The sequence below is a fragment of the Nocardia flavorosea genome (assembly GCF_015477805.1).
In the GTDB taxonomy this organism is placed as follows: domain Bacteria; phylum Actinomycetota; class Actinomycetes; order Mycobacteriales; family Mycobacteriaceae; genus Nocardia; species Nocardia flavorosea_A.
On sequence record NZ_JADLQL010000004.1, the window covers coordinates 108,831 to 121,486 of the forward strand.

Annotated in this window: 10 protein-coding genes and 1 pseudogene; 7 read left to right on the top strand and 4 right to left on the bottom strand. The window is 67.9% G+C overall.

The genetic code is table 11. From position 1 onward, the window contains the following. Nucleotides 1–34: 34 nt before the first annotated feature. The 3 genes and pseudogenes from IU448_RS29040 to IU448_RS19215 form a co-directional block, all read left to right on the top strand. Nucleotides 35–295: pseudogene (locus tag IU448_RS29040) on the top strand (PIN domain-containing protein); the annotation flags it as partial. A 982-nt stretch (nucleotides 296–1,277) separates the two neighbouring features. After that, nucleotides 1,278–2,762, top strand: a complete 1,485-nt coding sequence (locus IU448_RS19210) for an SDR family oxidoreductase (RefSeq protein WP_195057052.1) — start codon at nucleotides 1,278–1,280, stop codon at nucleotides 2,760–2,762. 94 nt (nucleotides 2,763–2,856) lie between these two features. Beyond that, nucleotides 2,857–4,215, top strand: a complete 1,359-nt coding sequence (locus IU448_RS19215; RefSeq protein WP_195057053.1) for a cryptochrome/photolyase family protein — start codon at nucleotides 2,857–2,859, stop codon at nucleotides 4,213–4,215. 189 nt (nucleotides 4,216–4,404) lie between these two features. Here IU448_RS19215 and IU448_RS19220 read toward each other — a convergent pair whose 3' ends face one another. Continuing rightward, the gene (locus IU448_RS19220; protein WP_195057054.1) at nucleotides 4,405–5,259 is read right to left on the bottom strand and encodes a 3-hydroxyacyl-CoA dehydrogenase; all 855 of its coding nucleotides are present in this window, start codon (nucleotides 5,257–5,259) and stop codon (nucleotides 4,405–4,407) included. Nucleotides 5,260–5,474: 215 nt separating this feature from the next. Between IU448_RS19220 and IU448_RS19225 the strand changes: the two genes are divergently transcribed. The 3 genes from IU448_RS19225 to IU448_RS19235 all read left to right on the top strand — a co-directional run bounded on the left by IU448_RS19225 (nucleotide 5,475) and on the right by IU448_RS19235 (nucleotide 7,911). After that, nucleotides 5,475–6,053 (top strand): TetR/AcrR family transcriptional regulator, encoded by a 579-nt coding sequence (locus IU448_RS19225; RefSeq protein ID WP_195057055.1) that lies wholly within the window; start codon nucleotides 5,475–5,477, stop codon nucleotides 6,051–6,053. 64 nt (nucleotides 6,054–6,117) lie between these two features. Beyond that, the gene (locus IU448_RS19230; RefSeq protein WP_195057056.1) at nucleotides 6,118–7,320 is read left to right on the top strand and encodes an NADH:flavin oxidoreductase; all 1,203 of its coding nucleotides are present in this window, start codon (nucleotides 6,118–6,120) and stop codon (nucleotides 7,318–7,320) included. A gap of 216 nt (nucleotides 7,321–7,536) precedes the next feature. Then, the gene (locus IU448_RS19235) at nucleotides 7,537–7,911 is read left to right on the top strand and encodes a hypothetical protein (protein ID WP_195057057.1); all 375 of its coding nucleotides are present in this window, start codon (nucleotides 7,537–7,539) and stop codon (nucleotides 7,909–7,911) included. An 86-nt stretch (nucleotides 7,912–7,997) separates the two neighbouring features. On the opposite strand, the gene IU448_RS19240 is transcribed toward IU448_RS19235, so the two are convergent. Continuing rightward, nucleotides 7,998–9,437: a glutamate decarboxylase gene (locus IU448_RS19240; protein ID WP_195057058.1), complete on the bottom strand. Its 1,440-nt coding sequence runs from the start codon at nucleotides 9,435–9,437 to the stop codon at nucleotides 7,998–8,000. A 460-nt stretch (nucleotides 9,438–9,897) separates the two neighbouring features. Between IU448_RS19240 and IU448_RS19245 the strand changes: the two genes are divergently transcribed. Beyond that, nucleotides 9,898–10,320 (top strand): VOC family protein, encoded by a 423-nt coding sequence (locus tag IU448_RS19245; RefSeq protein WP_195057059.1) that lies wholly within the window; start codon nucleotides 9,898–9,900, stop codon nucleotides 10,318–10,320. An 89-nt stretch (nucleotides 10,321–10,409) separates the two neighbouring features. On the opposite strand, the gene IU448_RS19250 is transcribed toward IU448_RS19245, so the two are convergent. Together IU448_RS19250 and msrA are read right to left on the bottom strand one after the other, a co-directional pair. Further along, nucleotides 10,410–11,951 carry a bifunctional phosphatase PAP2/diacylglycerol kinase family protein gene (locus IU448_RS19250; RefSeq protein ID WP_324188662.1) on the bottom strand — a complete coding sequence of 514 codons (1,542 nt, stop codon included), beginning with the start codon at nucleotides 11,949–11,951 and terminating at the stop codon, nucleotides 10,410–10,412. A gap of 156 nt (nucleotides 11,952–12,107) precedes the next feature. Beyond that, entirely contained in the window at nucleotides 12,108–12,572 is a 465-nt protein-coding gene (gene msrA / locus IU448_RS19255; RefSeq protein WP_228813733.1) for a peptide-methionine (S)-S-oxide reductase MsrA, read from the bottom strand. Between the last annotated feature and the right edge of the window lie 84 nt (nucleotides 12,573–12,656).

Below are 12,656 nucleotides of genomic sequence, written 5' to 3' on the forward strand. Positions count from 1 at the left end.
GCGCAGCCCTGCCCGACACCACGGACGACCTGCCGTGGTAGATGCTGCGCGAGCGATCGCGGACACATCCGTCTTCATCGGTATGGAAGAGCAGCGATTCGATCGCTCCCGATTCGATGAATACGAGTGGGGCGTATCGGTGATCACCCTCGGTGAACTGAGACTCGGGGTCATCAACGCGCGCGACCCGGAATCCGCCGCCCGCAGGCTTTCCACCTATCAGCTCGCGCAGCGATTCGAGCCGTTGAAGGTGGACGAATTGATCGCCGAAACGTGGGCGCTGTTGGTTTCCCGCCGATGGCGGCCAGCGCCACCACTAGTGCGGCTACCCCGGCGGTGACCGCCACCGTGGACGATTCCGGGCCCCCCTCGACCCGGGCCACCGCGATCCAGGCGAGGCCCCAGACGATGCCGGCGGCCACCGCGATACCGGCCCGCCCCGGGCTCGCCAGCGCTACACCGATGACAGCGGCAACGACCAGGACCACCAGAGCCCACGGCTCGGCGCCGAGGCCGAGTTCGCCGACGGCGGCCGCCTGCAGAGCCGCGGCGACGTTGGCGACCGTGGCGACCACGATCCAGCCCAGATACAGGCCGAGCACACCGTCCAGCAGGATGGCTTCGACCAGGTTCGCGGGCCGCGTCCGCAGACAGCGCCAGAAGATGACCGCCAGGGTCGCCAGCAACGCGGCGATCACTGCGACGCTGATATTGAGCCATCCGAGCTGTATCGCCACGATCCATGCTGCGTTCAGCAGCAGCGACGCACCGACCAGCCGGCCGACCTCCCGCAGCCGCGGGCTATCACGTTGCTTCGGCAGTAGCTGCCAGACAGCAAGCGCGAGAAAGCCGGCGTACAGCAACGACCAGATCGAGAACGCCGCCCCTCCGGGAGCGACGAAAGTGGCGTCGGCGGCCAACGCTCCACCCGCGGCCTCCGAGATAGGCGTACCGCCCAGCGCCCCGGAGCCGAAGACCGCGGCAACCACAGCCGCCACGGCGCTCGCTGCCACGAAAATCTGCCTGCTGATATCGGTGGCCGGAGTAGTCACGGTGCCCGGGTGCCCATCCTGCCGCTCTTCAACCGCATCGCCCGAAAACAGCATGGGCCACACCGGTCACCGGGCTCACTGCCGGACCGGCCGCGCTCACGAATTCCGCGGCTGCTCAGGTATCGAGCGGCGTCCGCTGGGTACCCGGTCGCGTAAACGACGTGGCGGCACGTACGTCTGCGCCTCCGGAAATCGCGTCGCAACAGGAGAATGGGGTGGTCGGATATGCGGTGTGTGGTCTTCGGAGCCACCGGCTATATCGGCGGGCGACTGGTGCCCGAACTTGTGCGGGCCGGGCATCGGGTCCGGGTCGTGGCGCGCACACCGGCGAAGCTGGCGGAGGTGCCGTGGCGGGACCGGGTCGAGGTCGTCCGCGGCGATGTCACCGCCGCCGAGGATGTATCGGCGGCGGTCGACGGTCAGCAGGTCGTCTACTACCTCGTGCACTCGCTGACGCAACGCGATTTCACCGGTATCGACCAGCGCGCCGCGCGGATTGTCGCGGCTGCGGCGCGCGCGGCCGAGGTCCAGCGAATCGTGTATCTCGGCGGCATCGTCCCGGACCGGGTCCCGCTGTCGCGGCATCTCGCCTCACGCGCCGAGGTGGGGAGCATTTTCCGAGAGTCGGGGGTTCCCACCGCGGAACTGCGCGCGGCGGTCATCATCGGTTCCGGTTCGGCCAGTTTCGAGATGCTGCGCTACCTCTCCGAACGGCTGCCGGCGATGGTCGCCCCGCGCTGGGTGCACAATCGAACCCAGCCCATCGCCGTCCGCGATGTTCTCTACTACCTCGTGCGATCTGCCGAACTACCCCCGGGCGTCAATCGTGCCTTCGATATCGGCGGGCCGGATGTGCTCACTTATCTGTCGATGATGCGGAAATACGCAACATTGGCCGGATTGCCGCACCGACTCGTCCTGCCGGTTCCGATGCTCACGCCATGGCTGTCGGCCCAGTGGGTCAACGTGGTCACGCCGGTACCGCGTGCCCTGGCGATTCCGCTGATCGAATCCCTCGTGCACGAAACGGTATGCCATGACAGCGCTATCGCCGACTACCTTCCCGAGCCCGAAGGCGGTCCGACCGATTACGAGCAAGCCGTCGAGCTGGCGCTGGCGCGGATCCGCAACGCACAGGTGCCGACCCGATGGTCGGATGCCGATATCGCGGGCGCCCCGTCGGACCCACTGCCCAGCGATCCGGAGTGGTCCGGCGGCTCGCTCTACGAGGATGTCCGGGAACAGCGCACCGACACAGACCCGGACACGCTGTGGGCGGTTATCGAATCGATCGGCGGGGAGAACGGCTGGTATTCGTTCCCGCTGGCCTGGTCGCTGCGGGGCTGGATCGATCGGCTCAGCGGTGGCGTGGGCCTGCGCCGTGGCCGGAAGAATCCCCATCGCCTGCACACCGGCGAAGCCCTCGACTGGTGGCGTGTCGAACTGATCGACCGTCCACGCCTGCTACGTCTGCGTGCGGAAATGCAGGTTCCCGGACTTGCCTGGCTGGAACTGGGCGTCGAACTGGAGCCCGGCGGCGGCTCTCGATACCACCAGCGGGCGGTCTTCCAGCCGCGTGGGCTGGCCGGGCACCTCTACTGGAAGGCAATCACGCCCTTTCACGACATCGTCTTCGGCGGGATGGTCCGCAATATCATCGGCACCGCCGAGCGCCGGGCACCCGCGGAAACTACCGGGGATACCCGTTGAGTAACGGCACGTCGTGCACAATCGCCCACGATGCCGCGGCCGCGCATCGGTCGACCTTCCGCCTCGGCGTGGCGGAGGACAGGGACGGTGGCTCATGACAGTGACGATGGCATTGTTCACGCGGGACCTGCGCGTCCACGACAATCCGGTGCTGTCGGCCGCCGCACGAGTATCGCAAGTGCTGCCGGTGTTCGTTGTAGACGAAACGATCTGCGGCACAGTCTATATGAGTGCGAACAAGGCGGCTTTCCTGGTGGCTGCACTGGCCGATCTGGACCAGGAGCTGCGTCGGTTGGGTGGGCAGCTGATGATTCGCCACGGCGATACGGTGCGGGAAGTATGCCGGTTGGTCCGGCAGTACTCGGTCGGCGAAGTACATATCGCCGAGGATGTCAGCGCCTACAGTCGCCGCCGCGAAGACCGGTTGCGCACGGAGCTGGCAGGGTCGGATTGCCGGTTGCATGTGCACGCCGGCAGCATCACCGTCGCCGCGCCCGGCCGGCTCACCCCCAGCGGGGGCCGCGACCATTTCGCGGTCTTCACGCCCTACCACCGTCGCTGGACCCAGCTCCCGGTGCGCGCTCCGCTGCCCGTACCGCAACACATCCGGTTACCGGACAACGCCGGAACCGAGCCGGTCCCCGCCGCGACGGACCTCACACCGGGCACCCGCTCGCCGGAGGCGGCGCCGGGAGGCGAATCCACCGGACGGCGTATCGCGCGGAAATGGTTGCGCACCGATATCGGCTCCTACGCAGATCGCCACGACGATCTCGCCGCCGACGCGACCTCGCGGCTTTCGCCGTATCTGCATTTCGGCTGCCTGTCCGCAACCGAACTGGTGTATCGCAGCGATCCGTCGGCGCCCGGTACCGCCGCCTTCGTACGACAACTGGCTTGGCGCGACTTCCACCATCAAATGCTCCGGGCACGGCCAGAGCTCACCCACCGCGACTACCGGCCACGCAACGACCGCTGGCACGACGACCCGGTGCTGCTGACGGCATGGCGGGCCGGGCAGACCGGTTATCCGATCGTGGACGCCGGGATGCGGCAGCTCGCCGCCCAGGGCTGGATGCACAACCGGGCCCGGATGATCACCGCAAGCTTCCTGACCAAAACCCTGTATCTGGATTGGCGCCGCGGCGCGCGGCATTTCCTGGCGTTGCTCGCCGACGGCGATATGGCCAACAACCAGCTCAACTGGCAATGGGTGGCCGGTACCGGAGCCGATACGAGGCCGAACCGTGTGCTCAACCCGCTCCGCCAGGCCGAGCGGTACGACCCCGACGGGGCATACGTGCGCCGCTGGGTCCCGGAACTCGCCCACCTGCGTGGCTCCGATATCCACCGGCCGTGGCGCGGGCACCCGAACGGAGTCGCCGGCTATCCGGCCCGGATCGTCGATCACGAGCAGTCAGCACGTGAGTTCCTCGCGACCCGGCACGGATAGCGCCGTAATCGACGTGTTGACAAGCGGCCCCGAGGAGGGAACCCCAACGGCTGAAACACGCCGGCGAGTATTCGACGCCGCCGTCGACGAGTTCCGACGCACGGGTACGGCAGGCGCGGGTGTGGGCGCCATCATCCTCGGCACGGCCCACGGGTGCGCACGGGATGACCGGCCCGTCCGGCGGCGGGTTCACGAGTACTTGTAGAACCCCTCCCCCGTCGCGACGCCGAGCTTGCCCTTGTCGATGTAGTTGTCCTTCAGCCAGGCGGCGAGTTCGCGGGTGTCCTCGCTCGCGACGAGGATGTTGTACGGGGTGTTCAACCCGATCACGTCGAGGATCTGGAACGGGCCCATCGGCGCGCCCGTGGCGATTCGCCAGGTCTTGTCGACGGCTTCCGGTTCGGCGTAGTCGCCGGCGGCGAGTTCGATCGCGGAATTCAGGAACGGCACCAGCAACGAGTTCAGGACGTAGCCGGACTTCTCTTTGTGCACCTCGATCGGCACCATGCCGATCGAGGACGCGAAATCGACGACCGCCCGGAAGACCTGTTTCTCGGTCCGGTCGGTGCCCATCACCTCGGCGGTGTTGAATTTCCACACCTGGTTGGCGAAGTGCAGGGCCAGGAACCGGCCGGGGCGGCCGGTGAAGTCGCGCATATCGCTGGGCAGCAGGGTGGAGGAATTCGTCGCGAAGATCGTGTGGTCGGGCGCTACGGCGGCGAGCTTCTGATAGGTCTGCCGTTTGATCTCCAGGACCTCCGGGACGGCCTCGATCACCAGGTCGGCGTCTGCGACAGCGGCCGCGAGATCGGTGGTGAGAGCGATCCGCGCGCGAGCCTGCTCGGTCTGCTCGGCGGTCGCACCCATCACCTCGTCACGGTAGGTGGCGGCGAGACCGGCGACCCGGTCGGAGGCCGCGTCCAGGGCGGCCTGGCTGATGTCGTAGGCCTGTACGGGGTAGCCGTGGTAGGCGGTCTGGTAGGCGATCTGCGAACCGAGCACTCCGGTGCCCAGGACTGTGACCGCGCGAATCTCGATGGCCATCGTGTTCTCCTTACCGGTCGTATCGAGCGGGATTCCGGGACGATCACGGGCATGTGCAGACCAGTAGACCAGGATCGGCCGGCGCGGTGCGCGGTCCGGGCAGTCGTACCGTTTGCGATCACATAACGACTGGCACGGCAGGCGATACCCAGGGGTTTCAATCAATATTTCAATCATTGATTGAAATTTGGGTGGAGCGGTGGTTCACTACGCGTATGCCCCAGAACGTCTCGGCCGCCACCCGGGAACGTTTGCTCACGGCGGCCGAACGGCTGCTGCTGACCGAACGCTACGACGAGGTCTCGGTGCGCCGCATCTGCGCCGAGGCGGGCGCCAACGCCGCGGCCGTCCACTATCACTTCGGCTCCAAGGAGGCCCTGCTCGCGGCTCTGCTCGAAGACCGGCTCGGCGCACTGTGGGCGGACCGGCTGGCCGAAGCCACCGCCGCGCCGCGCGCGGTCGCCGAAATCGTGGACGCGGTCCTGGCGCCGTTCACCGAACTGGCCGCCGATCCGCTGGGCCGGCTGCATCTGCGCCTGCTCGCGCAATGCGTGATCGGCCGGCAGGTCCTGCACTGGCAACAGCAGTGGTTCCGGATCGATTCCTGGTCCGGGCTGCTGCCGCAGGTAGACGAACGCGAGAGCCGATACCGCTGGATGCTCGCCTTCGACCTCATCATCATGCGTTTCGGCGCAGCCGCCGCCGAAGACCGCCCGCTGTCCCCGCATACCGCGGCGACCCTGCGCGATTTCGTCGTCGCCGGGCTCACCGCACCGACCGGAGACCACCGATGAGTCGCAGCCCCGACTCCCACCGCGGCCTCCGCGAACCATACATATCAGCCACGAAGGAGATTCGGTGAACGACGTATTCGCACCCACCACCCTGGGCCCACTCAACCTGCGCAACCGGGTGATCAAGGCCGCGACCTTCGAGGGGCGCACCCCGGACGCGCTGGTCACCGACGATCTCATCGAATTCCACCGTGAAGTGGCCGCCGGTGGGGTCGCGATGACGACGGTGGCCTACTGCGCGGTGGCGCCCGGTGGCCGCACCGACCGGCACCAGATCTATATGCGCCCCGAAGCCGTCCCCGGCCTGCGCCGGCTCACCGATGCGGTCCATGCCGAGGGCGCGGCGGCCAGTGCGCAGATCGGGCACGCCGGCCCGGTCGCCAATGCCGCGTCCAACCGGGTCCCGGCGGTGGCGCCGAGCCGTTTCTTCAGCCCGCTCGGTATGGCCCCGATGAAGGTGCCCACCATCGCCGAGATCGGTGAGCTCGTCGCCGCCCACGCCGACGCGGCGAAACTCGCGGTCGAATCCGGATTCGACGCGGTGGAAATCCATTTCGGGCACAACTATCTGGCGAGTTCGTTTCTGAGCCCGATACTGAACCGGCGCAAGGATATCTACGGCGGTTCGCTCGAGAACCGGGCCCGCTTCGCCCGCGAAATAGCCCGCGCGGTCCGCGAGGCGGTCGGCGACCGGATCGCGGTGACCGCGAAACTCAATATGGAAGACGGTATCCGGGGTGGTTTCACGCTTCCGGAATCGCTGCAGGTGGCTTCCTGGCTGGAGGCCGACGACGCGCTCGACGCGCTGGAACTCACCGCGGGCAGTTCGCTGCTGAACCCGATGCTGCTGTTCCACGGCGCGGCGCCCCGCAAGGAATTCGCGAAAACCCTGCCGGCGCCGACGCGGTGGGGTTTCCGGATGGTCGGCAAGGCGTTCCTGCGCGAATACCCCTATGAGAAGGCGTATCTGCTGGAACGGGCCCGCCAGTTCCGCCGGGAGCTGTCCATGCCGCTGGTTCTGCTCGGTGGTATCACCGATCTGGAGTCGATGCAGCTGGCCATGGCGGAGGGCTTCGAGTTCGTCGCCATGGGCCGGGCGCTGCTGCGAGAGCCGGATCTGTTGCGGCGCATCGAATCCGATGCCGCCACCGAATCGGCCTGCGTGCACTGCAACGAATGTATGCCGACGATCTACAGTCGCACGCGGTGCGTACTGCGGCTCGACCCGCCGCGACCGGCGACGACTCGGGCCGCGGAAGGCCGGTAGTCCGCCGCGGCAGCACGAACCGGGTGTTCGCCCGACTCGCATCGGGTGGGTCCATCGCGACCCGTCCGGTGGTCCGCAAGACCGATTAACGGACACCTATTGAATGTGCCGTTGTTTAGCGGTATGGTTCTGGCTATCGAAATCGCGCTTCTCTCAGTGCGATTGCCCGTAGACCACCCGCCCACGCGGCGGGGACGACCGATAGAGGACCGAACCATGCGCCGTAGCCCACGCATCCAACGATTCGTCACCCGCATCGCCGCCACCGCCGTGATCGCGGTGGCACCGCTGGCCGTCACCGCCGTTCCCGCACTGGCCGATCCGGTGGCGGTCACCGCGAGCGACGAGGCCGGCGAGGTGAGCCGTCCGGGCCGGCACGGTCACGGCTGGAACGGCCGCCACGATCACAGCTGGAACGGCCGCCACGATCACGGCGCCGGCTGGGACCGCGGCTACCGCAACCGGCATCGCCACGGCCACCCCGGCTGGAACCGCGGATGGAACCACGGCCACGGTTACGGGCACGGTTACGGGCACGGCCACGGTTTCGGTCTGCCCTGGTCCCTGCCGGGTACCGGCAGCGCGTTCTGACCTGTCCGGCGGCTCGCTGCCAGCAGGTGCCTACGGGATGGGCGCGGCGCAGTCGGCGATCGGCGCCGCGCCCATCCCGCCGGCGCTCAGGTGTCCTCGCCCGCCGGCGAGGACGACCGGATATCGGCATCGGCGCCGTGCGAGAACGCCGCGGATTCCGTGCCCCGCTGCGGCGCCCGCTGGGCACGCAGCCGCGGCAATGCCCGTTCGAACGCACCGATGAGCAGATCCGCCAGATCATGGCTGAAACCGTTGCGCACCACGATGCGCAACACCGCCAGGTCCTGCCGATCGGCCGGGAAGGTGTAGGCGGGTACCAGCCAGCCCTGTTCGCGCAGGGCCGCGGATACGTCGAATACCGAGTACCCGGTCTCCTCCGGCGCCAGCGTGAAGGCGAAAACCGGGAGCTGGCGTCCATCGGTGATCAGCCGGAACGGGCCCAGCCGCGCGATCCGGTCGGCCAATGCCGCGGCGACTTCCCGCGAGTACCCCTGCACGCGTTCGTAACCGCGACGACCCAGCCGCAGGAAGGTGTAGTACTGCGCCACCACCTGCGCACCGGGCCGGGAGAAATTCAGCGCGAAGGTCGGCATCTGGCCGCCGAGATAATTGACCCGGAACACCAGATCGTCCGGTAGCGCGGCGGTATCGCGCCACAGCACCCAGCCCACACCCGGATAGACCAACCCGTACTTATGTCCCGAGGTGTTGATCGAGGCCACCCGCGGCAGCCGGAAATCCCATTCCAGGTCCGGATCGCAGAACGGGGCGAACATGGCGCCGGACGCGCCGTCCACATGCACCGGAACATCCCAGCCGCGTTCGTCGCGAAGCCGGTCCAGTGCGGCGCAGATCTCGGCAACCGGTTCGTAGCTGCCGTCGAACGTGGACCCGAGCACCGCCACCACACCGATGGTGTTCTCATCGCAATGCGACGCCGCCTCATCGGCCGTCAGATGGAACCGCTCCCCCGACATCGGCACCAGCCGTGCCTCGACATCCCAGTAATCGGCGAACTTCTCCCAGCACACCTGGACATTGGCGCCCATCACCAGATTGGGCCGGTCGGTCGTTTGCCCGGCCGCGCGCCGCCGCCGCTGCCACCGCCGTTTCAACGCCAGCCCGGCGAGCATGCACGCCTCACTCGATCCGGTGGTCGAACAGCCGACGGCATGGCCGGGATCCTCGGCATGCCAGAGATCGGCGAGTATCCGCACACACCGTTGCTCGAGTTCCGCGGTGCGCGGGTATTCGTCCTTGTCGATCATGTTCTTGTCGAAGCATTCACTCATCAACGTCTGCGCTGCCGGCTCCATCCAGGTGGTGACGAAAGTCGCCAGATTGAGCCGGGCGTTACCGTCGAGCAGGAGTTCGTCGTGCACGATCTGGTAGGCGGTATCGCTGTCGATTTCGTCGGCGGGCAGCCGGTTGCGCGGCACCTCGAGCGGTTCCCGGGTGAACACGGGGTTCACCGCGACCCGATCACGATCGTTGCCCGGCGAGTGCGCCGGATGGGTCAACGCCATGCAACACCTCTGTGTTCAGTGGCGCGCCTGCGTGGCACGCGGGGGGCGGCCTCGGTGTTCAGCACTCGACAGTCGCGACCACCGCATCACATCGGACCCGGGACGCGGGAGCAGGCCGGAGTTTCTGCGTGCCTCGGCGACGCGGCCGGGGTACGTTCGCCGATGTGGTGACATCCGGGGTATGTCCCGAGTATGTACTGGTCGACGGCGTGTCGACCGGATCACCGGTGAGCCCGGCGTGCCGACGGCGCGTACCACATCGCCACCGCCCTGCCGAGATGGACCGGCCGAGCTTCGACCGGCTCGCAGCGCTCCGGACGGCACCGGGCGCGTTAGGGTTGAGTGGGCCACCCGAAATACCGCGACCGGCCCGACGGCGCGGCCGACGGAGGGGGCCCGGGTTGTTCGATCGCTGCTCGCCGACATCATGGCTCCGCAATCACCTGACAAGGAGATCCGCGTGAAATCCGTCAACCCTTACCTCATGTTCAACGGCAACGCCGAAGAGGCGTTCACCTTCTATCGATCCGTATTCGGCGGCGACCTCCAACTGATCCGCTTCGGCGATATGGGCGAGGCGGAGAATCTGCCCGCCGAGGCCAAGAACCTGGTGGCGCATGTGGCGCTGCCGCTCAACGGTGTCGAGCAGATACTGATGGGCTCGGACTGCCCGCCCGGGCAGACCGTCGATATTTCCACCCGCCCGAACTTCACGGTATGCCTCGAACTCAGCGATCAGGAGGAGGCGCGGCGGCTGTTCGACGCCCTCGCCGTCGGCGGCACCGTCGATATGCATCTGGCCAAAACGGAGTGGACCGAACTGTTCGGGATGCTGACCGACCGGTTCTCCATCCCGTGGATGTTCGATTTCGGCGGTCAGTAGCGCGGCCTGCCGGATCGGGGCGTTCGCCCGGTGGGCTGGTCGCTACCGGCGCCGCGCGCCACACACGCCCCGGCCCGCGAACCGGTGCACTACCCGCGGCCGGAACCGCGCATCGCCACCGCGATCCGGCCGCTCATCGGAATTCGGAAGACCTCCGGCAGCCACGGCGCGCGCCGGTGGTGCGGGCGGCTCCGGTTCACCCAGAGCGGATTGGATTCGTCCCGGCGATAGACGGCGAGCTGCCCGGCCACGGAGAACCGCAGATGAGTCGCGCTGCCGATCACCTCGCCGTCGGCAGCGAGCGCCTCCGGCTCGGGTAGATGCACATACAACTCGGGCAGCTGGCGTTCGCCGTAGACCCGGCTGTGCCCGATCGCGGCCGATACCAGCGCGATCACCGCACGCGTGCGCGACCACCGCAGATCGGCGCGCAGCCAGCGCACATCCAGCAACCCGGAATCGAGCCGATCCCGGAACGCCGGTACCGCGCCGTGCGGATGGTAGGGACCGTTGCCGACGAACAGGAACCACACCCGCTGCCAGCGCCCGTCCAGGAAGATCTCGATGGGCTCGGCGCGGCGCAGGGTGACCACCAGCGCGGCGGCGAAGGCCGGCCATTTGCCCCAGCGTTTCTGCCATTTCTCCCGCAACCGGACCAGGTCCGGATAGGAGCCGAGACTGAACGTATTGATCAGGTGCCTTGTACGGGTCCGGTTTTCGTCCCCGTATTCGACCGCGGCGATATCGACCGCCACGGCTTCGCCGACGCCGGTCGCGTCGATCACTTCGCGCAGATCGTAGACACCCAGATCGCGGGCGAAATGGTTCAGCGTGCCGGTGGGGATCACGACCAGCGGCAGTTCCCTGCGCAGCGCGAACGCGGCCACGGCCGCCACCGTGCCGTCCCCGCCGGCCACGCCGACCGCCAGCACCGGCTCCTGCTGCGCGTCCACCGCCTGTTCCAGCTGAACGGCACAATCCATATCCGGGCGGGTCCGCAGCACCGTCGCCGCGGGCAGGGCGGCGGCGATATCGTCGGTGGGATCGTAGTTCGGGTCCCCGGAGACCGGGTTGACCATCACCACCAGCCCCTTACCGTCGGCGAGAACGGGCACTTCGGGAACGAGGCCGGCCTGCGCCTCGTCGGATTCACGCACCGGCCACCAGCGCCGGGTGGCCAGCGCGATCCCGGAACCGACGGCCGCGCCGACCAGCACGTCCGACCCCCAGTGCACGCCGGTATGCACCCGCGAGTAGGCGACCGCGGCCGCCACCGGCGCCACCAGCAGCGCGGTACGCGGGCTCTCCATCGCTACCGCCGTGGCGAACGCGGCCGCGCTGGCACTGTGCCCGGAGGGGAACGACGAGGAGGTCGGCGCCGGTACCAGCCGACGGTGGACGGGCATCAGTTCGGCAGCCGGCCGGCGGCGCGCGAAAACGGATTTGAGTACCACGTTCGTCACGAAACTGGCGCCGGCCACCGAGGCGACCCCGCGCACCGCAGCCCGCCGCGTCGACCCGCTGCGGGAGGCCAGCAGCGCCGCACCGGCCAGCCACAGCACACCGTGGTCGGCGCCCGCGGTGAGGCGCAGCAGACCGGCATCGGCCTTCGAGGCAGGCAACCCCGCCACCGTATCGCCCACCGCGCGATCGATTCGGCCGATCCTGCGGAACCTACGGCGCGTCCACCTACTCACCCGACCGACACTACCCAGCGCGGCCCTGCCCCCGCGACTCCACGGGGTACCGGCGGATTCGCCGGGCAGGCACCAAAACTCGGCCCCCACCTATGCCGAGGTCTGCCGCTTCGGCAGTTTCCAGCCGGGTCGCGGGAAATGGCAGGTATAGCCGTTGGGGAAGGTCTGCAGGTAGTCCTGGTGCTCGGGTTCGGCCTCCCAGAACTCGACTGCCGGCGATACCTCGGTGACGACCCTGCCCGGCCACAGCCCGGAATCCTCGACGTCGGCGATCGTCTCGAGCGCGACCCGCTTCTGCTCGTCGTCGAGATAGAAGATCTCGGAGCGATAGCTGGTCCCGATATCGTTGCCCTGACGGTTCTTCGTGGTCGGGTCGTGGATCTGGAAGAAGAATTCCAGCAACGCCCGATAGTCGGTCTGCGCCGGGTCGTAGACGATCTCCACCGCCTCGGCGTGGCCGGGATGGTTGCGGTAGGTGGGGTGATCGTTCTGTCCGCCGGTGTAGCCGACCCGGGTGCTGTGGACCCCGGGCTGCTTGCGGATCAGCTCCTGCATACCCCAGAAGCATCCACCGGCCAGGATCGCCTTCCGCGTTTCCGTCACGCTTCCTCCTTCGTCCCCCACATTATGCGTGCCCGG